Raw genomic sequence first — 26,115 nt, 5'->3', positions numbered from 1 at the left:
CTATGCAGCCGTTCGAGCGCCCCGCGCCGTTACACCTGGAGAACCACGCGAAAACGGCCCGCGGCGCGGGGGGACCGGCCGGCCGGCCCGCCCCCCACGCGCTCGCGCCGGAACGCGTCAGGACTGCACGCGCTCGATGACGACCTCCTGCAGCACGACGTCGGTGAGGGGCCGCTCCTGCCGGGTCGGGGTCTTGGAGATCGCGTCGACGACCTCGTGGCCCTCGATCACCTCGCCGAAGATGGTGTGCTTGGTGTTGAGGTGCGGCGTGGGCACGACGGTGATGAAGAACTGCGAGCCGTTCGTGCCGCGTCCGAACCGCTTGCCCGCGTTGGCCATGGCCAGCAGGTACGGCCGGTTGAACTGGAGGTCCGGGTGGATCTCGTCGTCGAAGTCGTAGCCGGGGCCGCCGATGCCCTGGCCGAGCGGGTCGCCGCCCTGGATCATGAACCCCTGGATCACCCGGTGGAAGATCGTGCCGTCGTAGAGCCGGTCGTTGGACTTCTGCCCGGTCTCGGGATGGGTCCACTCGCGGGTGCCCTCGGCGAGTTCGACGAAGTTGCGCACGGTCTTCGGCGCGTGGTCAGGGAAGAGACGGAGTTTGATGTCTCCGAGACTGGTGCGGAGCTTGGCGATGAGATTCTCAGCCACGAGAGGACTGCCCCCTTCGATGCCCTTTTATGGGTTTGTTCTGTGGTGTTTTCAGGACTATGGCGCATTGGCCTACCCGGCATCCTCCCATGCCGCCTCAGGATTGAGCCGCCATCGTTCGGGAAGGTGAGCCTGCGGGGCCCCAAGGACAGGGGAGGCTATCGTGTCCCTGACAATGAGAAAACGCCGCGTCACCATGGTTCTACCGGAGACGCGGATGGGTCGGATCAAGACCCAGGCCAGGCGGACGGCCGAACAGGTCCGCCCGGTGGCGAGCAACGCGCGTGACGTCGCCTCGCACCGTATCGAGGATGCCCGGGTCTGGGCCGCGCCGATGCTGGACCGCGCCGCCCATTCCGTCGAGGAGCAGATCGCGCCCAAGGTGAGCCAGTTCCTCACCCAGGCCGCGGAGGCCATCGACCCGTCGCCGACGCTCCGGCGCCGCGGCCGGGGGCGGTGGTCGACGATCGCGCTGCTCGCGGGCTTCGCCGCGTGCGCGGTGGGCATCGTCCTTTACCGCAACAACGCCCGTCAGTGGGCCGACTCGATGAAGGACACCTCGGCCGACGCCAGCAGGTGGTCCGGAGAGCGAGCGGAGCCGACGGGCGCCGCCGAGGAGACCGGTGCGACGACCGAAGAGAGCTCGCGCCGCATTTACTGATCGCTTGGCCCCCGCACCCGCCCCCCGGACGACCACTCCGGGGGGCGGGTGCGTTGAGGGGATAGATCAGGATTTTTCGGGCTTTATCAGGGCGAAGGTGCGACTACCCCGTGCCCTACGGGGAAGCGGAGTCGCGTGTCCGAGACTGGCAGTTCCGACCGCGCCGAGATCTCCAGCGTCTTTCCCCCGTTCCCGGCCGGCCCCGCGCCGAGCGGCGGCGACACCGCCGCCGCCTCCGCGCGCACCCCCGATCCCGCGCCGCGCGACGACGCCCCGCCACGCGCCTCCGCGCGCGAGGTGGACGACCGCGACGAGAATCCGTTCGGGCGCCCTGGACGCCCGCTGCGGAGCAACCCCTTCCTGTTCGGCCTGACCGCCGCGCTCGGCGTGCTGACCGCGTGGCTGCTCGTCCAGGCCATCGCGAGCGCCGGCTCGGCGCTCGTCCTCATCATCGTCTCGCTGTTCCTCGCCATCGGCCTGAACCCCGCCGTGGAGTGGCTGCAGCGCAGGAACCTGTCCCGGCGGACGGCGATCGCGATCGTGTTCGGCGCCGTCATCGCGTTCTTCGTGGTGTTCGGCCTGGCCATCGTCCCCCCGCTCACCGAGCAGACGACGGGCTTCGTCCAGCACCTGCCCGAGTACGTCCAGCAACTCCAGAACCACCCGATGATCCGCTCGGTGGACGAGCGCTACCAGCTCCTGGAGAAGCTCCAGCAGTACGTCACCAGCGGCGACCTGGCGAGCCAGATGTTCGGCGGGCTGCTGGGCGTGGCGAGCGTCGTGATCAGCGCGCTGTTCAGTGGCCTCACGGTGCTGGTGCTGACCCTCTACTTCCTCGGCTCGCTGAACTCGATCAAGGAGACGGGCTACCGGCTCGTCCCGCGCTCCCGCCGCACGCGGGTGCGGCTGCTCAGCGACGAGATCATCAAGCAGATCGGCGGGTACGTCGCGGGGAACCTGATCATCTCGCTGATCGCCGGCGTGGTGACGTACATCTTCCTGGCCGTGCTGAAGGTGCCGTACGCGCTGCCGCTGGCGATCTTCGTGGCGGTGACCGACCTCATCCCGATGGTGGGGGCGGTGCTCGGCGCGGCGGTCGCCTCGGGGGTGGGGTTCCTGACCTCGATGCAGGCCGGCATCGCGTGCGTGATCTTCTTCGTGGTCTACCAGCAGATCGAGAACTACATGATCTCGCCGCGGGTGTTCAAGTCCTCGGTGGACGTGCCGCCCATCGCCACGATCATCGGCGCGCTGCTCGGCGGGGCACTGCTCGGCATCGTCGGCGCCCTGCTCGGCATCCCCCTGGCCGCCGCGATCCTGCTCCTGGTCAGGGAGGTCGTGGTACCCCGCCAGGAACGGCTGTGAGGCCGGTGACGGCTCTGGCCGGGCGGCGCCCGGCCAGAGCCGTCGTCCTCACCGTGCTCCGCCCATGGCCCGCAGTTGCTCCGGGCTCGCCGCGCGGGTGTTCTGGAAGGCGGCGAACCGCCACGCGTCCGGCTCACGCACGGCGGTGAGCGAGATGATCGAGTCGCGTTCCGGCGCGGGGCGGCCGTCCAGCGTGGAGCCGCCCGAGGCGATCACGACCGCGACGTCCGGCCGCAGGAACCGGATCGACGGCGCGGCGGGCCCGGAGGCGCTCCCCGTCAGCTTGACGCCCTTCAGCGGCCCCTCGAAGAGGGCCCGGTGCGACTGCTCGATGGCCTCGCGGCCGGTCATGCGCATGCCGAAGAACGTGATGTAGTCGGCGTCCTCGGTGAACTGCCCGGCGTAGGCGCGCGCGTCCCCGGCGTTCCAGGCGTCGGTCATGCGGCGCAGCAGGTCGTGGATCTCGGCGGTGGCCGTCTCGGTCATGGATCTCTCCTCGGAAAGGCCCCTCAGGGCACGGGATCGATCCGCGGGGGCGCCTATCCTTGGAGGCCGGGTGACCCTGGACGGCCGCCTTCGCGGATCTGTTCGGGTTACGGCCGCCGGCCGGGTGTTGGCGCACCCGGCCGGCGGTCTCTTTCACGCGGGCGGCCGCTCCTCGCCCAGCAGGTCGTCCAGCAGGCCGGACTTGAGCGCGCCGGTCCAGCCGAGCTCCCCCGACTCCAGGCGCGCGAGCACGCCGCGCACCCAGTCGAGCTCGGCCGCGCGCAGCGCCCTGACGCATTCGACCTCCAGCAGGAGGATCGGCGGCAGGCCGGTCGCGGTGAGGCCGGAGATGTAGGCGTCCTGGGCGACGACCATGCCCTCCAGGGTGGCGGCGCGGGTCCGCAGGGCGCGGCGGGCCTCCTCGGGGGACAGGCACCCCACCAGCGAGATCGCCGCCACGAACGCCCGGCCGTCGGACTCGGGGTCCTCCAGCAGGCGCTTGAGGCGGCTGCCCAGCTCCGCCCGCCCCTCGGCCGTGATCTCGTACACCGTGCGCTCGGGGCGGCGGCCCTCGCGGGTCGTCTCCACCGGACCGATCAGCTCCTCCGCGACCAGCCGGTCGACGGCGTGGTAGAGGCTGCGGGGGAGGCCGGTGACGTAGTCCTTGTGGGTCTCGACGATGAACCGGTGCAGCTCGTAGGGGTGGCTCGGGCGTACGGAGAGCAGCGCGAGCACCGTGAGCGACGTCAGGTCGCGGTCGGCCCTGCGGCGTGCCATCGCCGTCTCCTTCGTGGTGCGAACTTCCTTATGGCAGTTTGCACTATTGGAAGATGCCTGTCCACTGGAGACGAGAAAACCCCCGGACGGCGGGCTTCAGGGCCGTCCGGGGGCCAGGCGGGTAAAAGACGTGGCAGTGCCTTCCCGGGGCGGAGTACGCCAGGGCGGCGGGGTAAGTGGCCGGCCTTCGGCGGGGGCCGGCGCGCGGCACGCGACGGCGGCCCGCCGGGGAGAACGGCGGAGGCTACCCGCGCCCGCGCCGCGAGGGGGCCGTCCGGGCGTAAGGATCGCGGGATCCGCGGCCGGGCTCGCGCGGGACATCCTGCGGTGGCGCGGCCTTGCCGGCGCGCCGCCTGCGCGTGAGCCACCAGCCGACACCGAGGATGACCAGGCCGACCGGCGTACGCGCGAGCCAGCGGGTCACCAGGAGTTGCAGGATTCTTTTCACGGCTCCTCCCCTTTCCGGGCATCCGGCACCCCACTACCCGCATGCGAGGAGGCCATGCCATCGGCACGGCCGGGGGGACGGCCCGCGAGGGGGCGCTCACAGCGTCCATTTCTGGTTGGCCCATCCGTTGCACTCCCACAGCTGGACCTTCGTGCCGTTACTGCCGATGCCGCCGAGGTCGGCGTCCAGGCACCGGCCGTTGTAGAGGCTGTAGATCGTGTGGCTGACGGCGTCGTAGATCCACTTCTGGTTGCTCCAGCCGTTGCAGTCCCAGAGCTGCACCTTGGTGCCGTTGTCGGCGATGCCGTTCAGGTCGGCGTCCAGGCACCGGCCGTTGTACTGGCTGCGGATGGTGTGCGCCTTGCGGTCGTAGTTCCATTTCTGGTTGTTCCAGCCGTTGCAGTGCCAGAGATGGACCTTGGTGCCGTTGCGCGCGATCGTGTTCAGGTCGGCGTCCAGGCACTTGGAGTTGGCGTTGTTGCGAATCGGCTCGGGCTTGGCGTCGGCGACGGCCCCGGCCATGGACCCGGCCGTGGATCCCGCCACCACGGCCGCGCATCCGAGCACCACGGCCGGCGCCCTCAGCAGGCGGGCGGTCCGGGTGATGTACCTTCGCATCGCGTCTCCTCTGCGCGCACGCACAACTACTCTCCGTAGCCGAACTTACACGCGCGGGACCCGATCGGAGCGGGACGACACGACGGCGAGATGGCCGGGAAACGGCCTGGCCACCCCGCCGGCGCCTCGGGGCGTCACATGTTGATCATGTGACCGGCGAGTCCGTGGACGGCCTCCTTGACCGCCTCGCCCAGGGTCGGGTGCGCGTGGACGTTCCGCGCCACCTCGTTCACCGTCAGGTCCCACTGCTGGGCCAGCGTGAGCTCCGGCAGCAGCTCGGTGACCTCGGGCCCGATGAGGTGGCCGCCGATGATCTCGCCGTGGCGGGCGTCGCTGAGAAGCTTCACGAAGCCGGTGGTGTCCCCGAGCCCGTGCGCCTTGCCGTTCGCCATGAAGGGGAACTTCGCGACCTTGACCTCGAAGCCCTTCTCGCGGGCCTGGGCCTCGGTGTACCCGAAGCTCGCGATCTGCGGCTGGCAGTACGTCGCCCGCGGGATCATGACGTAGTCCAGCTCCATCGTCTCGGCGTCCGCGATGGTCTCGGCGGCGATGACGCCCATGGCCTCGGCCGCGTGCGCGAGCATGAGCTTGGCCGTGACGTCGCCGATGGCGAAGATGTGCGGCACGCTGGTGCGGCAGCGGCCGTCGATGTCGATGGCGCCGCGGTCGGTCAGCCGCACGCCGGTCTTCTCCAGGCCGTAGCCGTCGACGCGCGGCTGGAAGCCGATGGCCTGCAGCACCTTGTCGGCCTCCAGGACCTGCGACTCTCCGCCGCGCGAGACCGTCACGCGCACCTTGTCGCCGGAGTCGTCGATGGACTCGACCCGGGTGGAGGTCAGCACCTCGACGCCGAGGCGCTTGTAGCGCTTGGCCAGCTCGGCGGAGACCTCCTCGTCCTCCAGCGGCACGAGCCGGTCCAGGAACTCCACGATCGTCACCTTCACGCCGTAGGCACGCAGGACGTAGGCGAACTCCACGCCGATCGCGCCCGCACCGGCGATCACGATGCTCTCGGGCAGGTCGTCGCTGAGGATCTGCTCCTCGTAGGTCACGACCCGCTCGCTGAGCGAGGTGCCGGGCAGGAGCCTGGTGGTGGCGCCCGCCGCGATGATGCAGTGGTCGAAGGTCACCGTCTCGGTGCCGCCGTCCGCCACGGCCACCTGCAACGTGTTGGGGTCGGTGAAGGTGCCCCGGCCGTTGTACTCGGTGATGCCGTTCTTCTTCATGAGGAAGTGGACGCCCTTGACCCGGCCGTCGGCGACCTTGCGGCTGCGCTTGAACGCCTCGGAGTAGTCGAAGGTGACCTGGCCGTCCACGCGGATGCCGAAGGTCTTCGCCTCGTGGGTGAAGATGTGGGCGAGTTCGGCGTTGCGCAGCAGCGCCTTGGACGGGATGCATCCCACGTTGAGGCAGACGCCGCCCCAGTAGCGTTCCTCGACGATCGCCGTGCTGAGACCCAGCTGAGCGGCCCGGATCGCGGCGACGTACCCGCCGGGGCCGGCCCCGACGACCACGACGTCATAATGAGTACTCATGCTCCGGACCATAAGGCGTCCGGAAGGGTGCCGGTGCACCGGGGGCGGGCGCCGGGCGGGCCGCGCCGGCCGTCGTTCCCTCGGCCGGACGGCTTCTGACGGACGAAGCACCCCTATCCTCACGCAGCGGACAGAGCCCCGAAAAGCCGCTATTCCGGATTAAAGCCCAGGTTTGCGATAGAGACCTCGACTTTGTCCTTTATCCTCATAAGGCTTTCACCCCTGTCGGCCATCACCGTTGTCCGGCGAGCCCGAATCCATCCCTTCTCCAGGAACGACACGGGTCACCATCCGGCGCCGCCCTCCTCCAACCCCTGCCGCGATGGGCTTTCCGCGCGCGTGGCGTGACGTTACCTGGCACGTCGGGGTACGACATGATCAAGTTGATCATGTCGGTTGAAGTTGGGAAATTTCGAATCGAACACCACAACAAGAGGTTAAGCACATAGCAAAAGCGGCAGTTATTCGTTTGTCACACCTCGCCCCCGGAAAAAAGACAAGCGTGAAGACTCCGTAGTCATCACAGCATTCACAGCCATCTACGCGAATGCCAGTGCAACGCAATCGATGTCGCCCCAGGGGGATCAGCAATGCCCAAGCTCAAAAGGTTCCTGAGCACACTCACGATCGGCGCCGCACTCGCCACCGGCATGGTCGGCATGGGCGCCGTGGCCACGGTCACCAGCGCCGAAGCGGCCACCGCCACGCGCCTGCCCACCGGGGGCGGCGGGGGCGGCGGGGAGTGGCGGGACTGGTCCCGCCACCGGAACCGCAACTGGAACCGCGCCTGGGCGCGCGCCCTCAACAGCTCGCTGGCACGGAGCTGGGCCCGCAACTGGGCCCGGAACTGGAACCTCAGCCACAGCCGCAGCCACAACGTCAACCGCCAGGCGCAGACCGTCAACATCAGGCTCGTCTTCCCCGACTCGATCGGGGGACCGGTGACGGCGACCTCCACCTCGACCGAGCGCACGCCGAAGGCCTGACCACGGCCGCCCGTGTTCCCCGCACCGTGTCCGCCCCCGGCGGCGGCGCCCGGCACGGCAGCGCGGGAACACGGGCATATCGGCCGTCTCCGACAATAGTTATCTATATTGACAACATTATTTTTCGGCGTCACGCTGATGGTATGAGAGACGTCGAAGTCATCGAGGACCCGGCCACGGCCGAGGTGTCGCTGGACCCTGTGCGGGCGCGCCTGCTGTCCGAGCTCTCCGAGCCGGCGTCCGCCACCATGCTCGCCGCCCGGATCGGCCTGCCCCGGCAGAAGGTCAACTACCACCTCAAGGCCCTGGAGCGGCACGGCCTCGTCGAGCTCGTCGAGGAGCGCCGCAAGGGCAACGCGACCGAGCGCGTCCTGCGGGCGACGGCGTCGTCGTACGTGATCTCCCCCATCGCGCTGAACGCGGTCGCGCCCGACCCGGCCCGCTCGCCCGACCAGCTCTCGGCGCGGTGGCTCCTGGCACTGGCGGCCCGGCTGGTGCGCGACCTCGGCACGTTGATCACCGGAGCCGCCGAGGCGCGCAGGCCCGTGGCGACGTTCGCCGTCGACGGCGAGATCCGCTTCGCCTCGGCCGCCGACCGCGCCGCCTTCGCGCGGGAACTGGCCTCCGCCGTGACCGCGCTGACCGGCAAGTACCACCACGAGGGCGCGCGCGGGGGACGGGACCACCGCGTCATCGTCGCGGTGCACCCCAAGGTCGACCCCTGAACGCCGCCTTTCCCGTACCGGTCCCATACCGTCCGCGGCGCGGGGAATCGCATAATGGGAATCGCCGCCCGCCCTGCGGAAATCGCCCTCGCGCACGACGTGCGCGCGCCTTCCCGGGTGTGCCGGATCAACCCCTACACGACCCCTGTTCTTCACGTTCCCCGATGACGTGGCCCCTGCCTACGGCCATCCCGCTATGCGATGCTGGACGCGGAACGACGCTCCGTCCCGGACGCGGGCGCCCATCCACGAAGGCGCTTTTCGCTTATCGAAGCGACAATGCGATACGAGCGAGGCCATGACCACGCCGGCGCCTTTGGCGTGAAAGCCACGGCAACGAGCAAGGAGGTTCGCGGTGAGCAGCAAAGAAGTGGACGAGTTCGTCAAGACCAAGGTGCTTCCCCAGCATCAGGGCATCGTGGAAAAGCTCCGCTCCCTCATGAAGCAGGAGGCCCCCGCCTCCGAAGAGATCATCAGCCGCGGGTCCCCGGCGTGGAAGGCCAACGGGAACCTGGCGATCATCAGCACGAGCAAGACCCACATCACCTTCGCGTTCACGCGCGGCGCGGAGTTCCAGGACTCCCACGGCCTGCTGGACGGCATCGGGAAGACCACGCGGCACGTCAAGATCAAGACGCTGGAGTCCCTGAACGAGGCCGCCCTGCGCGACTACATCAAGCAGGCCGTGAAGCTGGACGAAGAGTAGGACCTCGGCTCCCCGCGCGTCGTCGTGCGGCCCGACGAGGAACCGCCCGTCCCCAGAGGCCGAGGGTTAGGCTACCGATCATGACTGTCACACTCGGCGACGGCGCGCGGAAGCTCATCGACGGCGCCAACCTGGGGGTTCTCGGCACCTTGAACCCGGACGGGAGCCCGCAGACCTCCGTGGTCTGGGTCGGCAGAGACGGGGACGACGTGCTCATCTCCACGGCGCGGGGCAGGCGCAAGGAGAAGAACCTGCGGCGCGACCCCCGGGCGAGCCTCTGCGTCTACGACAAGGCCGACCCGCTCACGTACATCGAGGTGCGCGGCACCGCCACCGTGACCGAGGACACCGGGCGCGCCCTGGCCGTGGCGCTCGCCGAGCGGTACGAGGGCTCGGGCGCGGGCGAGGAGTATCTGGCCCTTCCCCCGGAGGTCGTCCGCGTCGTGATCCGGCTGACCCCGCGGAAGGTGCTGGGCAGCGGCGCGGGCTGACCCTCGCGCGCCGCCGTCCAGCGTTCACCGTCCCGGCCACCGGCGTTATCCATGTCCCCGCCCCGATGTTCTTCTCGGGGCGCTGAACTTCCGACTTGGTCATTTGGGCTGGAACCCACCATTACCGGCGTTCCGCTCATCCTCCGACTGAGAAGGACGAACCAGGACAACCGCCCGGGCACCGGCCGCGGCGTACGCCTCGCGGCCGGCCTGGTCGCCGCGCTGGCCGTCGCGGGCCCCTGTCGACCTCCCCGGCCGCCGTGGCCGACGCGCCGCCGTCCTCCACCGGCGCCACGGCGCAGTGGACGACCCGGGTCGTCGCGCCGGGCGTGGAGGTGCGCACCGGCACGATCGGGAACCCCGCCGCCGCGCCCCGCTGGACCGTCACCGTCCAGGCGCCCACCACGAACCGGCTCACCGGCGCCCCCGCCTGGGCCCCCGTCGGGACGCAGGGGTGGGCCGACGAGACCGCGGGACGCCTGCGCGCCGCCGGGCTCACCCCGGACGTCACCCCGATCCCCTGGCCCGAGTACGCCGACACCCCGCGCGGCCTGATGGGCGTGCGCGCCGGCCTCTACGCCGCCCAGCCCGAGGCGGCCGCCGCCGCGGCGAAGGTCACCGCGGCGGGCCTGCGCGCCACCGTGGAGTGGACCGGCTACGACGCCGACCAGCCCGCCGACGTGGAGAACGTCAACGTCGCCGTCATCGACCCGCGCGCGTTCCGCGGCACGGTCACGGCCACCCATGACGGCAACGTCGCCCAGCGCGAGAAGACCTCGGCGGTCGCCGCCGAGCTGGGGTCGCTGGTGGGCGTCAACGGCGGCTTCTTCATCACCTCCGACGCCGACGGCGCGCAGGGCGTCCCGGCGGGCGTCAGCGCCCACGACGGCGAGCTCGCCTCGATGGCGGCCGGATCGCGCGCCGCGCTGATCCTGCGGGACGGCGGCCGGCGTGCCCGCGTCGCCGACCTCACCACGACGGTGACCGCGCGCGCCGGGCGGGCCGCCTACGACGTCCAGGGCGTCAACCGCACGCCCGGCCTGCTGCGGAACTGCGGCCGCCCGGGCGCACGGCATCGTCAGCGCCGCCCCCACGCTCGTGGAGGACGGCCGGATCCACGTCGACGCCGCCACCGAGGGCACCGTGGACCCGCTGGACCTGTCCTTCGGCTTCGCCTGGGCGAACAACCGCCAGCCGCGCACGATGGCCGGGATCGACCGGCAGGGCCGCCTGCTGCTCGTGACCGTGGACGGCCGTCTCAGCGGCGGCAGCGAGGGCTTCACCCTCGTCGAGGCCGCGCGCTTCATGAAGTCGCTGGGCGCGGTCGACGCGCTGAACCTGGACGGCGGCGGCTCCTCGGCCATGGCCGTGAACGGCGCGCTCGTGAACCGTCCCTCGGACGCCACCGGCGAGCGGCCGGTGGGGGACACGATCCAGGTGCTGCCGCGGCGCTGAGATATTCGGATGCCGGCGGTCGCACGCCCTTGCTACCGTCGGCATCCCGCGTGAACCGCTCCGCGGGCGGCGGCCCCCACCTGCCTGACGCGCCTCGCACCCGGAGGTCCTGATGATCACATGGCGCCGCCTGACCGAGCAGGACTTCCCGCTGCTGCGCGAGTGGCTGATGCAGCCGCACGTCGCCCGGTGGTGGAACCACGACACCTCCCCCGAGGGGGTGGCGCGCGACTTCGGCCCCGCCACCCGCGGTGAGGATCCCTCCGAGGACCTGCTCGTCTTCCACGACGGCGTGCCGCTCGGGCTGGTCCAGCGCGCGAAGTACGCCGACTTCCCCGACTACGTCGCCGAGCTGGCGCCCGTCGTCAAGGTCCCGGAGGGCGCGGTGGGCATCGACTACCTCATCGGCGACCCCACGCGGGTCGGCGTCGGCCTCGGGACCGAGATGATCCGCACGGTCGTCGAAAGGACGTGGACCGACATCCCCACGGCGACCTGCGTGCTCGTCCCGGTGTCCGCGGCCAACCGCAGGTCCTGGCGGGCCCTGGAGAAGGCCGGGCTGCGCCGCGTCGCCGAGGGGGACCTGGAGCCGGACAACCCCATCGACGACTGGGCGCACTACGTCTACCGCGTCGACCGGCACCCGGAGGCGTAGGCCGGTCTCCGGCGTGCCGCCTCAGAAAAGGGTCAGGGGCTCGGCGGGCATGGGCTCGGGCAGAGGTTCGACCTCGGGCACCAGCGCCCGCACGTCATCGTGGAAGCGCCGGGCGAGGGCGAGGGCCTCGGTGTTGTCGGGGGTGTGGATGAACACGGTCGGCGAGCGGCCCTCCCGCAGCCACCCGGCCACCGTCTCGGCCCAGTACCGGCGCCCCTCGACCGTGAGCGTCACGTCGTCCCTGCCGATGTAGCGCACGACCGGACGGGTGGTGAGGGCCTTCGACCGGCGCGGCATGCGCGGCTTCCTGGACCACGCCTCCCGCTCGGCGTCCGTGACGGGCGGGCGCTGGAACAAATCGACGGTGTCGAAGGGGATCCACTCCGCGCCCGACTCGGCGAGCGCGCCCTCCAGGAGCCGTTCGGCTCGGGCGTCCTGGAAGAACGCGCGGTGGCGCACCTCGACGGCGTAGTTGTACGAATCGGGCAGCCCGCGCAGGAAACCCGCGAGGGTGTCGACGTCGGACGGCCCGAACGTCCCGGGGAGCTGCACCCACAGGGCCTGGACGCGCGGCCCGAGCGGCTCGATCGCGTGCAGGAACGGCCGGAGCTCCTCGCCGGCGTCGGTGAGGCGGCGCTCGTGCGTGACGGTCTTGGGCAGCTTGACCAGGAAGCGGAAGTCAGGGGCGATCTGCCGCGCCCACGACTCGACCGTGCCGCGCGACGGCGTCGCGTAGAACGTCGTGTTGCCCTCGACCGCGTTGCACCAGGTCGCGTAGGCCCGCAGCCGCTCCCCGGGAGGAAGCGGATGCGGCAGGAACCTGCCCTGCCATGACGTGTGCGTCCACATCGCGCATCCCACATGAAGCCGCATGGACCCGACGTTATCCAAGCCGTGGCCCGCCCGGCGCACCCGATCCGCCCCGCGTGGCCACGGAAAATGTCGGTGGCCGGTGCGACACTCGGGCCTCATGAGCGACGAAGAGCCGCGACTGCGCGATGTCGAGCCGCCCGACCTCGAACATTTCCTGCGACACGAGCACGATCCCGAGGCGGCGCGGCGGTCCAGGTTCACGCCGCGCGAGCGCGACGTCTTCATGGCGCACTGGACCACGAAGGTGCTCGGCGATCCGGCCGTCCTGGTGCAGGCCGTCACCGTGGACGGCGAGGTGGCGGGCAACATCGTGTCCTGGTGGGAGAAGGACGAGCGTTACATCGGCTACGTGTTCGGCCGTCCGTTCTGGGGCCGGGGCATCGCCACCCGCGCGCTCGCCCTCTTCCTGAGCCTCGAGCGGACCCGGCCCCTGTACGCCGACCCGTTCGCGGGCAACACCGCGTCCGTGCGCCTGCTGGAGAAGAGCGGCTTCCGCCGCGCGGGCGCCGTCCGGCGCGGCGACGACGAGCAAATCCTCCTGGTCCTGGAGGCGGCGGAGGCGTAACAACGGGCGAACCGGGCGCGCGGCGCCCGGTGGTAGCATGCGAAGCGAACCCCGTTCGGGGACATCGACGAGGCACGGAGGCCCCAGCATGCTGGTCAGCGAGGACGACACCTCCGAGTGATACCCCGCCGCCCGTCACCACCGCGCGACGCGAGGTGACGTGGCCGGTCCGGCTCGCGCGTTGGAGCGCGCCCGGGCCCGCGGTATCCGTCCATCATGCCCATGCGCCGGCCTGGCGCGCGTCCGACCGTGCCGGGGCCTCTACGGCCCCCACGTCCTGTCACGCGCCCCCTCAGGCCGGGCTTTCACGTCCTCGGGAAACGCTGATGTCCGACGCCACCATTGTCTGCACCGACCTGTCGTTCGCCTGGCCGGACGACACCCCTGTCTTCGACGACCTGTCCTTCGCCCTCGGCGGCGGCCGCACCGGCCTCGTCGGCCCCAACGGAGCGGGCAAGAGCACGCTGCTGCGGCTCATCGCCGGAGAGCTGCGGCCCACGGCCGGCTCGGTCTCCGTACACGGCGAGCTCGGCTACCTGCCGCAGGCCCTGCCGATGCTGGACGGCACCGTCGACCAGGCTCTCCAGATCGCCCCCATCCGCGCCGCGCTGAACGCCATCGAGGCCGGCGACGTGCGCGAGGAGCACTTCACCACCGTCGGCGACGACTGGGACATCGAGGAGCGCACCACCGTCGTCCTCGACCGGCTCGGCCTCGGCGACGTCACGCTGGACCGGCCGCTCAGCACGCTCAGCGGCGGCCAGGTGATCTCCATCGGCCTCGCCGCCCAGGTACTGCGGCGGCCGGACGTCCTGCTGCTCGACGAGCCCACCAACAACCTCGACCGGGCCGCGCGCGAGCGGCTCTACCAGGTCGTCGACGAGTGGAAGGGCTGCCTGCTGGTGGTCAGCCACGACCGCGCCCTGCTGGAACGCATGGAGTCCATCGCCGAGCTGCACCCCGCCGAGCTGCGCCTGTACGGCGGGAACTTCACCGCCTACACCGAGGCGGTGGACCGCGAGCAGGAGGCGGCGCAGCGGGCGGTGCGCGGCGCCGAGCAGGAACTGCGCCGCCAGAAGCGCGAGGCCCAGGAGGCCCGCGAACGCGCCCAGCGCAGGGCGAGCAACGCCAAACGGAACAAGAGCTCTCTCGGCCTGTCCCGTATCCACGCGGGCACGCTGCAGCGCCAGGCCCAGGAGTCGGCGGCGCGGTCGGCCGACGTCCACCAGCAGCGCACCGCGGACGCCAAGGCCAGGCTGGAGGAGGCGAGCCAGGCGCTCCGCGAGGAGGCGCGCATCGCCATCGCCCTGCCCGAGACCCGCGTCCCCGACGGGCGCACCGTCCTCACCCTGGAGGACGTCAACGCCGGGTACGGGACGGGGGAGGCGGTGTTCGCGCCGCCGGGCGTCACGCTGAGCCTGCGCGGGCCCGAGCGGGTCGCGCTGCTGGGCGCGAACGGCTCGGGCAAGTCCACGCTGATGAAGCTCGTCGCCGGGCTGCTGGAGCCGTCGGCCGGCAGGATCGACCGGGCGGCGGGCAGGGCGGCGTACCTGTCGCAGCGGCTCGACCTGCTCGACCTCGACCTCAGCGTCGTGGACAACCTGCGCCGCTTCGCGCCCCAGATGGGCGACAACGAGCGGCGCCACCGCCTGGCCCAGTTCCTCTTCCGCGGCGACCGCGTCCACCTGCGCGCCGCGGACCTGTCCGGCGGCGAGCGCCTGCGCGCGACCCTGGCCTGCGTCCTGTCCACCGCCCCCGCGCCCCACCTGCTCCTGCTGGACGAGCCGACCAACAACCTCGACCTGACCAGCGCGGGCCAGTTGGAGAACGCCCTGAACGCCTACGAGGGCGCGTTCGTGGTCGTCAGCCACGACCTGCCCTTCCTGCACGCCATCGGCGTCACCCGCTGGCTCCACCTGGCCTCCGGCGCCCTCCACGAGACATCCGCGCCCGACGAGCTGTGACACGCGCGCTCAGCGCCGTCCCACCCCCTGAGCCGGACGATCCCGCGCCCAACACCGACAATTGAGTTTGTCTTGACAGCTTTGATTGTCGGATGCCATTCTGGGACGCAGAAACCTGAGGCGGAGGAAACCAGACATGCGGAAGATCGTTGCGTCCTTCTTCATCTCGCTGGACGGCGTCGTCGAGGCGCCAGACCAGTGGCACTTCCCCTACTTCAACGACGAGATGGGGGCCGCCATCGGCGCGCTGGCGGCCGACGCCGACGCGATGCTGATGGGGCGGGTCATGTACGACGAGTGGTCGGAGTTCTGGCCGAAGCAGCCCGCCGACGAGGAGTTCGCCGGCTTCATCAACAACGTCCGCAAGTACGTCGTCTCGACGACCCTGGACAAGGCCGATTGGAACAACTCCACCCTGGTCAAGGGTGACCTCGTGGAAGAGATCACCAAGATCAAGCAGGAGCCGGGCCTGAACATCAACATGAGCGGCAGCACGAACCTCGTGCGCTCCCTGCTGCGGCACGGCCTGATCGACGAGCTCCACCTGCTGGTACACCCGATCGCGGTCGGCACCGGCCAGCGGCTGTTCGAGGACGGCGTCCAGATCCCCCTGAAGCTCGTCTCCTCGACGACCTTCAAGACCGGCGTCCTCCACCTCGCCTACGAGGTCGCGGCCAAGTAGCCGGCGACGCCGCCGCTCGACGGCGATCGACCGGCCACGGCCGCCGACGGCTCGTCGACCCGGCACGCGCGAACGCCGCCTTCCCCTCGCGGGAGGCGGCGTTCCGGCTGTCGGACGAGCTCTCGGTCGCCAGCGTTATGCGAAGAATGTCGGTCCCGTCATCCGTCGCGACCGCGCCGGCGAATCATGGGATGGACGGGCTGCCGCACCCCCCAGGGCAGCGCGACACTCAGTCCCATCCCAGGAGGAGACAGACATGCGCAAGCCGCTCAAAATCGCCTTATCCGCCGCAGCGGCGGCCGGCCTGCTGGCGTTACCCGGCACGCTCGCCCCGTCAGCCTCGGCGGCGTCCACCGCGTCCACCGCCAAGTCCGCCGCGTCTGCCGCATCGTCCAGGTCCACCTCGACCGCCGCTTCCTCGGCGACCCTGCTCGCCTTGACCCTGAACAGCGGCTACTGTGAGCCCCTCGCGCGGCGCTTCCTCTGCGACGTGTCCTACAGCGGCGGGGTCGCGCCGATCGCCATCCGCTGGTACCTGAACGGCACCAACGTGCCGGCGTTCAACGACCGCACCTTCGTCTCGATCGGCTGCCAGCCCACCTTCGCGTACGACATCCTGGCGGTCGTGTCCGACGCCACGGGGGCATCCGTCCAGTACCACACCACCCCGATCTGCCGTTCCGGCAACCCCTGATCGTCCGGGCTCGCGCACCGCCGGGCGGAACGCGTTCCGCCCGGCCACCGGCCCCGACGAACGGGCCGACGACAATTCCGCGGCTCGGAAATCACGGACCGATCGCCGCCGTCCTCCATGAATTCGCCGATGTGGGGAAGCGCCCCCATATCGTCCGCCGTTCCTAACGAAACAACGGCAAGCCGAGAACGCCCGGCTTTTATCAAGCTCCGGCAAGCCCTCGCACACCGTCTACCCGCTCCCGCGCCGCCGGTGGAACACCGAAGAGGGCGGCGGGCCCGCCGCCCTCGGTTCATGGGATGTCAGCCGGCGCCGCAGAGGGCGTGGTCGATGAGGTCGGACACGGCGTCCTGGTCCGGCACCGTGGTGCTCCCGGCCGGCACGGGGGTGCGGGTGTTCCTCGACACCACCACGCTCCGCCTGCCGTCGTCGGTCACGCCGTTGTCGGTGAGGAACCCATGGATGGTGCCGCCGTGCGACCACGATCCGCCGCACGAGTTCGGAGTCCAGATGAGGCCCAGGCCGTACCTGGTGCCGGGCACCCCCGACCACTCCGGCGGGGTGGGGACGGTCCGCTTCATCTCCGCGAGCTGCGCGGGCCGCAGCACCTTCCCGCCCAGCAGGGCCCGCAGGAACGTGCCGCCGTCCTCGGTGGTGCTGATCATCGCACCCGCCGAGCCGCCCCAGGACGGGTTCATCAGCGTCACGTCCACCGGCGGCCCGAACGGGTCGTCGGGCCCGGCCTCCATGCCCTTCTCGGTGAACCGGTCATAGCCCTTGGCGTGCGGGCCGGGGATGAAGGGCGACGTGCTCGGCGTGAAGGTGTGGCGCAGGCCGAGCGGGCGGATGACGCGCGCGGTCACCTCCTCCTGCCACGTCCGCCCGGTCACGCGCTCGATCAGCATCCCGGCGAGCATGTAGTTGGTGTTGGAGTACGCCCAGCTCGTGCCCGGCGCGAAGTCCGGCGCCTTGGACATCGCCAGCCGCACGGCCTCGGCGGCGGTGACCGTGTCGAACCGGGTGCGCAGGAAGTCCTTCTCCTTGAACACGTTCGGCATCTCCGACACGTACTCGTGCAGTCCGCTGGTGTGCTGCAACAACTGCCGCACGGTGATCAGGCGTCCGTCGTTGCCGTTGCCCGCGACCGTTCCCGGCAGCCACCGGTCCACGGTGTCCTCGAGCGACAGCCGCCCCTCGCCCACGAGTCGCAGCACGGTCGTGGCCACGAACATCTTGGTGAAGCTGCCGATCCGGAACCGCGCGTCCCACGGCACGGGCGTCCTCGCCTTCACGTCGCCGTACCCGCTGCGCACCCGCACGCGCCCCCGCGGCGTGACCAGTTCCACCAGCGCACCCGGTGAACCCTCCGCGACCAGCAGGTCGGCGTCGCGCTGTAATGTGCCGGACGCCGGCGCCGCGGAGGCGGCCGCCGTACCGGCGGAAATTCCCACGGCCAGGCAGAGGGCCGCCGCGAATGTGGAAGTTCGTCTCATGCCGAGAAAACTAGAAATCGGCGAGCGATTCATCGTCACCCTGCGACGGCATTTCCGGGTACCCCCACAGGGGTAGCCGAAAATGCCCCCACAGGCTGGTGACCGCGTATCCGTGCCGCGGTTACCGTGGGCCGGTGCGATTTCAGCCGATCTTGGTGGACGTGTTGCTCGCCGTCGTGCTCACCGGGCTCATGACGGCCACCGTCGTGGCGTACGGCGGTGCTGATCCGTCCGCCTTCGCCCTCATCGTGCTCATGATCGCACCCATCGCGGTACGGCAACGGGCCCCCGTGATCACGATGTGCGTGATGCTCGGCGCGCTGACCGTGTACGCGATGCTCAATGACGATCTGTTCATCAACACGGGGCTGGGCGTCCTGGTGGCGATGTTCACGGTCGCGACGCTGCGGCCCCGGTGGGTGGCGGCGCTGATGTTCGCGGCGACGACCCTCGTGATGGCCTCGGTGTACCTGACGCTGTCACCGGTCATGACGTGGCCGGAGACGATGCAGGCCATAGTGATCGTGCTCGTCGCGTGGGGCCTCGGCGAGAGCACGCGGCGCTGGGGCGAACGGGTGGAGCACCTCGCCGAACGCGCCACGCAGGCCGCCGCCGACGAACGGATCCGCATCGCGCGCGAACTCCACGACGTGGTGGCCCACCATATGTCCGTGGTGTCCTTACAGGCGGGCGTGGCCCAGTACGTCCTCGACAGCGACCTGGCCACCGCGCGGCAAGCCATCGCGACCGTCGGCGACACCAGCCGCGAGGCGCTGACGGAGATGCGGCGGCTGCTCGACGTGCTGCGCATCGACGGCCACGGCGAACTCGGCCCCCAGCCCGGCCTGGCGGACCTGGACGGCCTGGTCGCGCGCATGAGACGGGCGGGCGTGCCCGTGGACGTCGAGGTGCGCGGCGAGCGGCGGCCCTTGGCGCCGGGGCCGGACCTGTGCGCGTACCGCGTCGCCCAGGAGTCGCTGACCAACATCCTCAAGCACGCCGGACCGGCCACGGCGCGCGTGACGCTCGACTACACCGCCGGCCACCTGCTGACGCTGGAGATCGTCAACACCGGGAACCCGCCACCGCCGCCCGGCCCCGGCCACACTCCCCGCGGCATTCACAACATGCGGGAACGCGCCGAGCTGTACGGCGGCACCGTGACCGCCGGGCCCGTGGACGGCGGGTTCGGCGTCGTGCTGCGACTCCCCACGGGACGTGACCGATGACCACCCGCGTGCTGATCGCCGACGACCAGCCGTTGATCCGCGCCGGCCTCGTCGCCCTCTTCACCGCGGCGCCCGGCTTCACGGTCGCCGGGGAGGCGGCCGACGGCGAGCAGGCCGTGGCCCTGGCCGCCGAGACCAGGCCCGACGTGATCCTCATGGACGTCCGGATGCCGGTACTCGACGGCATCGCCGCCACCCGCGACATCCTCGCGGGCGATGCCGACCCGATGCCGCGCGTGATCGTGCTGACCACCTTCGACCTGCCGGAATACGTCTACACCGCGCTCAGCGAAGGCGCCTCCGGCTTCCTGCTCAAGGACACCCCGCCCGACCGGATCATCTCCGCGGTGCGCGCCATCGCCGCCGGCGACATCCTGCTCGCCCCCGCCATCACCCATCGCCTGATCGAGACGTACGCCGACCAGCACCGCGCCACCTCCCTGACCCGTTCGCGGCTGTCCGAGCTCACCGCGCGGGAGACGGAGATCCTCCGTTTCGTCGCCTACGGCCTGACCAACCAGGAGATCGCGGGACGGCTGGTGCTCAGCGAGGCGACGGTCAAGACGCACGTCAAGCGCCTGATGGCCAAGCTCGCTCTCAACAGCCGCGCCCAGGCCGTCGTCGTGGCGTACGAATCAGGACTTGTCACACCACGCAGCGATCGTGACCTCTGAGGGGACACGGCGGGTCAAACCCCGGATCTGACGTCCGGCATCCGGCGCGCGACCTCGGTGCGCGCCCATCGGTCGTGCAGTGTCCTGGCGCCGGGGTCGACGAGCGTCCACAGCCCGTCCAGCACCAGAACGAGGGGCCCGACCACCGGGACGAACAACGCCATCGGGAAGATCAGCGCGCGCAGGGCCGCCCTGCCCGCCGGAGGCCGGCCCCCCGTCCGCGCGCAGACCACGTGAATGCGCAACAGCCGCTTCCCCAGCGTCCGTCCCCACCGGCTGTGCTGTCCCCAGAAGTACAGGAAAACGACGAACAGGACGATCAACCAGCCGGCCTCGACGTGAAACGACAAGAGGCTCACCCCCTCCCCCAGCAGCCCGAAGTCCAGGCTCATGGAGAAGGGCCTGTCCAGGTCGGTCAGGCCCATGACAAGGGGCAGCCCGAAGGTGAGGATCACGATGATGATCGCGTAGTCCACCAGGACCGCGATCGGCCGACGCCAGGTCACACCGTCCGGCGGAGCCGCCGCCACGTGTTCCGAGGTGGCCGGAACCGTCATCCGGGAGGCGACCAGCACGAGCACGGCCGCGCCGAGGAGGCAGAACTGTGTGCTTCCCCACGCGCCCATCACCGTGGCGAACCACTCCGCACTGAGGATCGGCAGCAAGCCACACGAGCCGTCCCCCGCCGCGTAGGCCGGAGTAAGCGGCTCGACGACCGCGATGACGCAGAGAGCCCCTGCCGTCCGCCATGCCACGCTCCGCGGACCCCTGCCCCCGACGCAGGCGAGAAACCCCACCACGACCACCAGCGCGGGAACCGCCCACGTCACCACGTTCTCCATGAGCACGTCGAGATCGCCCCGCAGGGGGTCCAACGGCGAGCTCCCCCACTGCCCCGGCCCCCACCCCATACAGGAGTAGCTCTCGAATTCCCCCGGCTCAAGCCGATCCCGCCACTCCTCCCAGGTCGGAAACACAGCGACGGCCACGGCAACAGCCCAGGTCAGCAGTGCCGTTCTGGACAACTTGAAGGAGTGCGACAAGGCGGCCCTTTCACCGGATCCGCCACATCTTAGCGATATTGGGACAGCACGCGTCCCCTCTAAGACCGTCCGAAATAACGCTCAATATCCATGGCCCCCACCGTCCACGCCGCCGTTGAACGGAGAACCGCGACCACAAGTGCGTCAGAAGTCAACACACGAATATGTCACCCCGCGGCCATGTACCCAGTGAACTCGCGACAATATACGTTGATCATGTCACATGATCAGAAAAGTGAGGAGCATCAGTGAAACTTCGGCAAAAACTACTGGCCGGCGCCGCCCTGCTCGCATTGGGCACTCTCGTCCCGATCAATACGGCCAACGCCAGTCCACTTGCCGGCTGCTCCCCTATAACTCCCCAGTGGATGAACTTCGCGAACAACACACCCGTACATTCCTCGTACAGCGGTTCCAGCGACGTGATCGGCTATATCTCCACCCCCAAGATCATCGAGGCGTCCTGCATCAGTACCGCCGGAAACCAGTGGTGGAAGTTCGACATGGGCGCGAGATACGCATACGTTTACGACGGATACCGGATCCCTCTTTAACAAGCCCAGCCCCAAACAGGAGCCGATTCTAGAGCGATAGCGCCAGGCACCGAAAAGCGTATGGTGAGGCGCCTCGCGGCGGCCGCCCTTTCTCGGGCGACCGCCGCAGGCCTGGGTCACACGGCCAAGGATTCGGGACCGGCCGCGACCGGCGGCATGGGGGAACTCGCCACGGCCGAAGGCCGGAACCCCCTCACGATCAGGTAGAGGACGAGGCAGATCTCCACGCGAACACCGGAACAACGGTGACGGCCGCCCACCCCGAAATCTGCTCGCACAGCCCGAAAATCTGCGCGGCCCCCGAGGCGAACACCAACGGGCCCCCGACCAGCCCCAGTACCGGGATGAACCGCGGCACGAGACCGGACCGGTAAAGCACGTACGCGAGCAGCAGGGTGTTCGTTCCACAGACGAAGCCGGGACCGACCAGGAACGTCCAGCGGAACCACGCCGACGGCTATGACACCGGCCTCAAGCATGCGTAAACCACCATAGCCGAGAGCGACACCTTCATTCTGACGCTTGACGACGGGAAAGAGCGCGACGGTGGTTCCGACGATAGCGAGCGCCAGGACCACTTCGAGAAAGGCGCCGAGAAGGACCTGGGTTCTGGTCCCTCCCCGTTGCTGCCATGAACTGGTGACCTCACCGATCGCACAGGAGATCCTGACGGAAGGAACCGACCAGGAAGGCGAGCCTAGAGAGGGCATTCAGTGAACACTGACAACGCGCACACCAGCTTAGGCAAGGCGACCAGCGCCGCGCTCCGGCGCTCCCTCGGGACACGGCCCCGACGGTGGTTGTTCGCGATCACCCTACTGGCGGGCCTGTTGACGACCGTGGGGTTACGCATGACAGCCATTCCCAGAGACCAGTCGTTCGCCACACTCACAGAGGCAACGCAGACCGTGATGTCGATCCCGGCGCCATTCCTCGGTGCGCTGTTAGCCGGCGACCTACGGAAGACACCCCCTACCACCCGCTTGTTCCCAACGTTGCTGGCGGCGGCACTGCTCGCTGCCATTGTCGGCACATACGGAATCCTGGTTTGTGCCGTGACACTCGCGGTCGCTCCACCCGGCCCTGGCACTCACCCGTGGCTCCACGCCGGGACCGTCGCCCTGGGCAGCGTGCTGGTGCAGACCGTCGCGCAACTCACCGGCACTGCCCTAGGCATGCTGCTGCGCCGCCCCGCGGTCGCGTGCCTCGCCACCATCGTGTTCCCGATGGGCACGTGGTTGCTACTGAGCAGTGTCCAGTCGTTCCACCCCGCCCAAGCATGGCTCGCCCCCTACGCCACTGCTCGAATCCTGCTCTCCGGCCAGATGACCCTGCTGACATGGACGCAATGGATCGTCGTCCTCCTGATCTGGGGCGTGACGTTGAACACCGCCGCCGCGACCTGGCTGAAACGAAGGCGCCAGCTGTGGCAGTCACCACGCACCGCATAAACCCCGACTACGTCTTGCGTAGGCCACTTCATTACGAACGATCGTCTTGGTCAACGCTCCCGTATACGCTGCCACACCAACCTGCCTGAGACTCCCTCGGTAGCGCACGAGGAGGATGGGATGCGATCAGAGATCAGCTTGGCCCAGCTAGGCGAAGAACTCACCCAACTCGCCGGCCTGTCGGATATCGCACCCCTGTCCGAAGAAGAGGTGCAGGCACTCGAAGGGATTGTGGGGGCGCCTCTGCCCAAAGAGTTCCGTTCGTTCCTCCTCCGCTTCGGACGCGGCGTCCGCCCTGGCCCTGTGCTCGACCTGGAGTGGATCACAGACGAGACCCTGCGCGAACAAGGAAGCTTCGCGGAAGAGCCGGAAGCCGCGGTCTCCGTGTCAGCTTCCTTCCCGATCAGTCGCGCGCACGTGGACCGCTTACCACTGCTCGCGGCCAAAGGCACCAAGCCCATCCTCTGGATCGACAAGCCGATGCCAGGGACCATGTTCCTCTGCTACCACGGCTGTACATGGATCAGCATGCTGGCGATGAACGGCGAACTCGCCGGCACGGTGTGGATGACGGAGATGGGCTGGATCATGAGAGGTGGCCTTCGAGCCGAGGTGAGGCAAAGGGGAGTCGAACCCCTGACTTCTAGCTTGCAAAGACGCACACTACTTACGCCCGACATGCGCCTTCCCAGGTCGGGGCTGCTCGCGCTCCCCCGTGAACTCTCAGTGATCAACGCGGTGCTACTCTGTAGCACCAGATGGCACGCGGGGTAGACTCGATGGGTGAGCACTCCTGAGCCCGACCACTCCCACCAGATCTCCCAGCGTGATCTGCGCAACCGGTCCGCGGAGATCATGGATGGGCTGGAACGCGGAGAGCGGTACGCCGTCACACGTAACGGACACCACATCGGCGATCTGGTCCCCATCCGCCGTCGACGCCGGGCCGTCTCGCGGGCCGAGTTCGCCGCCGTGTCCCGCGGCATGCCGCGCCTGGACGACCGAAAGTACCGCGAGGACATGGACCACCACGTCAACGACGACCTCTACGACCCTTACGATCGCGCCTACGGGAGAGGCGAATTCACAGAGGACGGGGAATGACCCCCACTCAAGGGTTGCTCGACACCAACATCCTCATCTTGCGCGCCGGAATCGACCCCGAGGAGCTACCGGACGAGATGATGATCAGCGCCATCACCACCGCAGAACTGTCCGTCGGCGTGCTGGTGGCCACCGGGGCACAGGAACTCGCTCAGCGAATGAAGATCCTTCAGACCACCGAAGCCGAGTTCGACCCCCTGCCCTTCGACGACACCGCCGCCCGCGAGTACGGCCAACTGTGGACCGCCGTCATCGCCTCGGGACGCAGACCCCGCCCTCGAACAGCAGATCTGATGATCGCCTGCGTGGCGATCGCCAACCGGCTCCCCCTGTACACCTGCAACCCAAGGGACTTCAAAGGCCTGGACCACCTGCTCACCGTGGTCCCGGTCACACGACCACGCTGAGCAACGCATCCTCGTCGCGATTCTCCGCGATCGTTCGACTCCTACTGCACTGACGGCCGGTTCTTCCGGACGAGCAAGAGTCGGCCCCTTTCCTCCTCTGCGTAGTCCACCGTCTGTTAGGAGCCCCAGCGACTGGCTTTGACCATCGAACAGAGGGCGGCCCGGCCGCACGCCCCTCGGCAGGTGGCGGTCTCGTTCACATCGAGGGGCAACGACCCCAGGCAAAGGCCGGCTCACCGTGGCTCTTGACGCCTGACCACCGAGAGTTGCGGTCCTCCTGGTGGGGCTTCTGACGGGAAGCAACTTTCGGGCTTACCGGCGCGTTCCACGCATCAAGATCCTCCTAACGAACCATGCGCCCAATGGAGGAATGCTCAGTGCTCGACCCTGGCGGATTCCTGACCGTCCCCATACCACTTCCGTTCGGGTGGGGCTCGGCGCCACTCTGGTCCCCGCTCGCGGGGATAGGGTCACCGGTTGCCGTCGTAGTGGTTCTTGAATGGATCACGAAAACGAAAGCAGCGGGACGCCGACGCAAACCCCAACTACATCGAACTATCTGCGCGCAGTAGCATTCTTGGCGGTCGCGGGCAAGCCGCAGGTTCCCCCCGGATGACCGCGCTCCATCGGGCACGGAACGGGCACGCGCGCCAGCCAGTGAAGTTCATGCACCAGGGCCAGTACTGTCACCGGCATGGGACTGCTGTTGATGTTGCGTCCTCCGCAGCCTCGTCCGAAGAGCCTGCGCCGGGCTACTCGTGCGCAGCGTCGTGAGCACCGCCGTGCCGACGGCGAGGAGTGGAGGACAGCGCAGCAGCGAGGTTGGCTGCTGGACGTGGAAGTGGAGACACTACTGCTGCTGGTCAACAATGCCGGGGGCAGCAGGCTGCCGATTCTCGGGCAGCTCGACCCGTGGTCGGACGCTGTTCTCGATCGCCGTGACATACCTCAGCTTGCGGCTGATATCGATCGCCTGGAGGTAATTGCCAGCGATGACGCACAGCGTGAGTTGGTGGCAGCCATGCGGAAACTGCTGATGAGCTGGCGCGCAGAGCCCGATTTGATGTTGCACTGTTACGGGGATTGACCGCACATCACATGCCCCCAGTGACCATTCTTGATGGCCCGCTAATGGCCCGGCGAACTGCCTGTGGGCTGGGCTGAGGTGAACTGTCGGCCATCTGCTACTCCTCGGCAATCCAACCTCGGTCGAGGCTGCGGAGCAGTTCTCGGACTAGCCCTCGCGCCTGCGTGTCGTGCTCTGCGATGACACGCAGGGTGTCGGCTGCTTGCTCTACCCGCTGCATGATTGCGGGGATGATCTCGACTCGATGTTCGTCCTGATCGGTGTACGCGTCGAAACCCGGTTCGGGCTGGAAGCACCCCCACCAGTCCAACAGGACGCACAGGGCGGCGTTCCTCGGTGCGCCCGGGCAGGCGGAAATGATGTGCAGCAATACATCTGTGCCTGCGACAGCAGCCGGGTAGAGCGTGCCAGCGTGATCATTACCGACGGCTGAGCGAATACCACCGCCCCGATCCTGGTCAGCCCATGTCGTCCGCATCAAGGCCCTGAACGTCTCCGCCACGCATTGGGGCGAGTACCACTTCGGGCCGGGAATCGCAGCCCAGGCCACAGATTGGACATCCACGAAAGCCAGCGTACGAGGAAGAGCTCGCCCGTGGCCCTACACGCGCGGCGCGTACAGTCCGCCCTCCTGATCACCCCGTGTGCCGTCGACCCGCCCGAAGGGGAAGCGGGCCAAGGCCTTGGCGATCACCCCGGAGCCGGAGCGCCCCCGCCGGAGGCATTGCTTGTTTCG

General features: G+C 69.2%; 31 protein-coding genes and 1 pseudogene. 20 read left to right on the top strand and 12 right to left on the bottom strand.

The genetic code is table 11. The features are described from left to right. Positions 1–117: 117 nt before the first annotated feature. Positions 118–651 (bottom strand): peptidylprolyl isomerase, encoded by a 534-nt coding sequence (locus tag BJ981_RS11040; RefSeq protein ID WP_184610508.1) that lies wholly within the window; start codon positions 649–651, stop codon positions 118–120. 217 nt (positions 652–868) lie between these two features. Here BJ981_RS11040 and BJ981_RS11035 point away from each other — a divergent pair, with 217 nt between their 5' ends. After that, positions 869–1,312: a hypothetical protein gene (locus tag BJ981_RS11035; protein ID WP_184610506.1), complete on the top strand. Its 444-nt coding sequence runs from the start codon at positions 869–871 to the stop codon at positions 1,310–1,312. Between the two features lie 135 nt (positions 1,313–1,447). Continuing rightward, the gene (locus BJ981_RS11030) at positions 1,448–2,677 is read left to right on the top strand and encodes an AI-2E family transporter (protein WP_184610504.1); all 1,230 of its coding nucleotides are present in this window, start codon (positions 1,448–1,450) and stop codon (positions 2,675–2,677) included. Between the two features lie 48 nt (positions 2,678–2,725). Here the strand turns inward: BJ981_RS11030 and BJ981_RS11025 are convergent, their stop codons facing one another. From BJ981_RS11025 to lpdA, 5 genes are all read right to left on the bottom strand, one after another. After that, positions 2,726–3,163, bottom strand: coding sequence for an SgcJ/EcaC family oxidoreductase (locus BJ981_RS11025; RefSeq protein ID WP_184610502.1), 438 nt, complete (start codon positions 3,161–3,163; stop codon positions 2,726–2,728). Between the two features lie 153 nt (positions 3,164–3,316). After that, entirely contained in the window at positions 3,317–3,940 is a 624-nt protein-coding gene (locus tag BJ981_RS11020) for a PadR family transcriptional regulator (RefSeq protein ID WP_184610500.1), read from the bottom strand. Between the two features lie 244 nt (positions 3,941–4,184). Further along, entirely contained in the window at positions 4,185–4,388 is a 204-nt protein-coding gene (locus tag BJ981_RS11015; protein WP_184610498.1) for a DUF6203 family protein, read from the bottom strand. 96 nt (positions 4,389–4,484) lie between these two features. Continuing rightward, positions 4,485–5,006 carry an RICIN domain-containing protein gene (locus BJ981_RS11010; RefSeq protein WP_184610496.1) on the bottom strand — a complete coding sequence of 174 codons (522 nt, stop codon included), beginning with the start codon at positions 5,004–5,006 and terminating at the stop codon, positions 4,485–4,487. A 134-nt stretch (positions 5,007–5,140) separates the two neighbouring features. Next, on the bottom strand, positions 5,141–6,541 hold the full coding sequence (gene lpdA / locus BJ981_RS11005; protein ID WP_184610494.1) for a dihydrolipoyl dehydrogenase: 1,401 nt from the start codon (positions 6,539–6,541) through the stop codon (positions 5,141–5,143). A 590-nt stretch (positions 6,542–7,131) separates the two neighbouring features. On the opposite strand from lpdA, the gene BJ981_RS11000 reads away from it, so the two are divergent. From BJ981_RS11000 to BJ981_RS10985, 4 genes are all read left to right on the top strand, one after another. Then, the gene (locus tag BJ981_RS11000; RefSeq protein ID WP_184610492.1) at positions 7,132–7,527 is read left to right on the top strand and encodes a hypothetical protein; all 396 of its coding nucleotides are present in this window, start codon (positions 7,132–7,134) and stop codon (positions 7,525–7,527) included. Positions 7,528–7,670: 143 nt separating this feature from the next. Continuing rightward, the gene (locus BJ981_RS10995) at positions 7,671–8,252 is read left to right on the top strand and encodes an ArsR/SmtB family transcription factor (RefSeq protein ID WP_184610491.1); all 582 of its coding nucleotides are present in this window, start codon (positions 7,671–7,673) and stop codon (positions 8,250–8,252) included. 355 nt (positions 8,253–8,607) lie between these two features. Continuing rightward, a complete protein-coding gene (locus tag BJ981_RS10990) occupies positions 8,608–8,958 on the top strand; it encodes a DUF1801 domain-containing protein (protein ID WP_184610489.1) in 351 nt (116 codons plus the stop codon). Positions 8,959–9,038: 80 nt separating this feature from the next. Then, complete coding sequence (locus BJ981_RS10985) at positions 9,039–9,449, top strand: PPOX class F420-dependent oxidoreductase (protein ID WP_184610487.1); 411 nt, start codon at positions 9,039–9,041, stop codon at positions 9,447–9,449. A 655-nt stretch (positions 9,450–10,104) separates the two neighbouring features. Here BJ981_RS10985 and BJ981_RS37470 read toward each other — a convergent pair. Beyond that, a complete protein-coding gene (locus tag BJ981_RS37470; protein WP_221314689.1) occupies positions 10,105–10,425 on the bottom strand; it encodes a hypothetical protein in 321 nt (106 codons plus the stop codon). Between the two features lie 98 nt (positions 10,426–10,523). On the opposite strand from BJ981_RS37470, the gene BJ981_RS37465 reads away from it, so the two are divergent. Further along, on the top strand, positions 10,524–10,904 hold the full coding sequence (locus BJ981_RS37465) for a phosphodiester glycosidase family protein (RefSeq protein WP_275422308.1): 381 nt from the start codon (positions 10,524–10,526) through the stop codon (positions 10,902–10,904). A 112-nt stretch (positions 10,905–11,016) separates the two neighbouring features. Beyond that, a complete protein-coding gene (locus BJ981_RS10975) occupies positions 11,017–11,559 on the top strand; it encodes a GNAT family N-acetyltransferase (RefSeq protein ID WP_184610485.1) in 543 nt (180 codons plus the stop codon). 21 nt (positions 11,560–11,580) lie between these two features. On the opposite strand, the gene BJ981_RS10970 is transcribed toward BJ981_RS10975, so the two are convergent. Continuing rightward, positions 11,581–12,432 carry a DUF72 domain-containing protein gene (locus BJ981_RS10970; RefSeq protein ID WP_184610484.1) on the bottom strand — a complete coding sequence of 284 codons (852 nt, stop codon included), beginning with the start codon at positions 12,430–12,432 and terminating at the stop codon, positions 11,581–11,583. Positions 12,433–12,529: 97 nt separating this feature from the next. Between BJ981_RS10970 and BJ981_RS10965 the strand changes: the two genes are divergently transcribed. The 4 genes from BJ981_RS10965 to BJ981_RS10950 all read left to right on the top strand — a co-directional run bounded on the left by BJ981_RS10965 (position 12,530) and on the right by BJ981_RS10950 (position 16,337). Further along, positions 12,530–12,997, top strand: a complete 468-nt coding sequence (locus BJ981_RS10965; protein ID WP_184610482.1) for a GNAT family N-acetyltransferase — start codon at positions 12,530–12,532, stop codon at positions 12,995–12,997. Positions 12,998–13,323: 326 nt separating this feature from the next. Beyond that, entirely contained in the window at positions 13,324–14,961 is a 1,638-nt protein-coding gene (gene abc-f, locus BJ981_RS10960) for a ribosomal protection-like ABC-F family protein (RefSeq protein ID WP_184610481.1), read from the top strand. Between the two features lie 136 nt (positions 14,962–15,097). Beyond that, entirely contained in the window at positions 15,098–15,643 is a 546-nt protein-coding gene (locus BJ981_RS10955) for a dihydrofolate reductase family protein (RefSeq protein ID WP_184610479.1), read from the top strand. A gap of 256 nt (positions 15,644–15,899) precedes the next feature. After that, positions 15,900–16,337 (top strand): hypothetical protein, encoded by a 438-nt coding sequence (locus tag BJ981_RS10950; RefSeq protein WP_184610478.1) that lies wholly within the window; start codon positions 15,900–15,902, stop codon positions 16,335–16,337. Between the two features lie 302 nt (positions 16,338–16,639). Here BJ981_RS10950 and BJ981_RS10945 read toward each other — a convergent pair whose 3' ends face one another. After that, positions 16,640–17,830, bottom strand: coding sequence for a serine hydrolase domain-containing protein (locus tag BJ981_RS10945; protein WP_184610477.1), 1,191 nt, complete (start codon positions 17,828–17,830; stop codon positions 16,640–16,642). 134 nt (positions 17,831–17,964) lie between these two features. On the opposite strand from BJ981_RS10945, the gene BJ981_RS10940 reads away from it, so the two are divergent. Next, positions 17,965–19,059 (top strand): sensor histidine kinase, encoded by a 1,095-nt coding sequence (locus BJ981_RS10940; protein WP_204070365.1) that lies wholly within the window; start codon positions 17,965–17,967, stop codon positions 19,057–19,059. Then, positions 19,056–19,733 carry a response regulator gene (locus BJ981_RS10935; RefSeq protein ID WP_184610476.1) on the top strand — a complete coding sequence of 226 codons (678 nt, stop codon included), beginning with the start codon at positions 19,056–19,058 and terminating at the stop codon, positions 19,731–19,733. Before BJ981_RS10940 ends, BJ981_RS10935 begins: the two co-directional genes overlap by 4 nt. 14 nt (positions 19,734–19,747) lie before the next feature. On the opposite strand, the gene BJ981_RS10930 is transcribed toward BJ981_RS10935, so the two are convergent. Further along, a complete protein-coding gene (locus BJ981_RS10930; protein ID WP_184610474.1) occupies positions 19,748–20,608 on the bottom strand; it encodes an RDD family protein in 861 nt (286 codons plus the stop codon). A gap of 416 nt (positions 20,609–21,024) precedes the next feature. On the opposite strand from BJ981_RS10930, the gene BJ981_RS10925 reads away from it, so the two are divergent. Then, positions 21,025–21,330 (top strand): hypothetical protein, encoded by a 306-nt coding sequence (locus BJ981_RS10925; RefSeq protein ID WP_184610473.1) that lies wholly within the window; start codon positions 21,025–21,027, stop codon positions 21,328–21,330. Positions 21,331–21,529: 199 nt separating this feature from the next. On the opposite strand, the pseudogene BJ981_RS39620 reads toward BJ981_RS10925, so the two are convergent. Beyond that, a pseudogene (locus BJ981_RS39620) lies at positions 21,530–22,040 on the bottom strand (DUF4386 domain-containing protein). 420 nt (positions 22,041–22,460) lie between these two features. Here BJ981_RS39620 and BJ981_RS10915 point away from each other — a divergent pair. The 5 genes from BJ981_RS10915 (at position 22,461) to BJ981_RS10895 (ending at position 25,379) form a co-directional block, all read left to right on the top strand. Next, the gene (locus BJ981_RS10915) at positions 22,461–22,781 is read left to right on the top strand and encodes a hypothetical protein (protein WP_184610470.1); all 321 of its coding nucleotides are present in this window, start codon (positions 22,461–22,463) and stop codon (positions 22,779–22,781) included. 120 nt (positions 22,782–22,901) lie between these two features. Next, entirely contained in the window at positions 22,902–23,555 is a 654-nt protein-coding gene (locus BJ981_RS10910) for an SMI1/KNR4 family protein (RefSeq protein ID WP_184610468.1), read from the top strand. A gap of 9 nt (positions 23,556–23,564) precedes the next feature. Continuing rightward, complete coding sequence (locus BJ981_RS10905; protein ID WP_184610466.1) at positions 23,565–23,885, top strand: type II toxin-antitoxin system Phd/YefM family antitoxin; 321 nt, start codon at positions 23,565–23,567, stop codon at positions 23,883–23,885. After that, positions 23,882–24,292 (top strand): type II toxin-antitoxin system VapC family toxin, encoded by a 411-nt coding sequence (locus BJ981_RS10900; RefSeq protein ID WP_184610464.1) that lies wholly within the window; start codon positions 23,882–23,884, stop codon positions 24,290–24,292. The genes BJ981_RS10905 and BJ981_RS10900 overlap by 4 nt, the downstream gene beginning before the upstream one ends. A 694-nt stretch (positions 24,293–24,986) precedes the next feature. Continuing rightward, complete coding sequence (locus tag BJ981_RS10895) at positions 24,987–25,379, top strand: hypothetical protein (RefSeq protein WP_184610461.1); 393 nt, start codon at positions 24,987–24,989, stop codon at positions 25,377–25,379. 97 nt (positions 25,380–25,476) lie between these two features. Here BJ981_RS10895 and BJ981_RS10890 read toward each other — a convergent pair whose 3' ends face one another. After that, the gene (locus tag BJ981_RS10890; protein WP_184610459.1) at positions 25,477–25,881 is read right to left on the bottom strand and encodes a hypothetical protein; all 405 of its coding nucleotides are present in this window, start codon (positions 25,879–25,881) and stop codon (positions 25,477–25,479) included. Between the last annotated feature and the right edge of the window lie 234 nt (positions 25,882–26,115).

The organism is Sphaerisporangium krabiense (assembly GCF_014200435.1).
GTDB classification, from domain to species: domain Bacteria; phylum Actinomycetota; class Actinomycetes; order Streptosporangiales; family Streptosporangiaceae; genus Sphaerisporangium; species Sphaerisporangium krabiense.
Note: the sequence above shows the minus strand (reverse complement) of the source record. Positions and strands in the feature narration are given on the sequence as shown.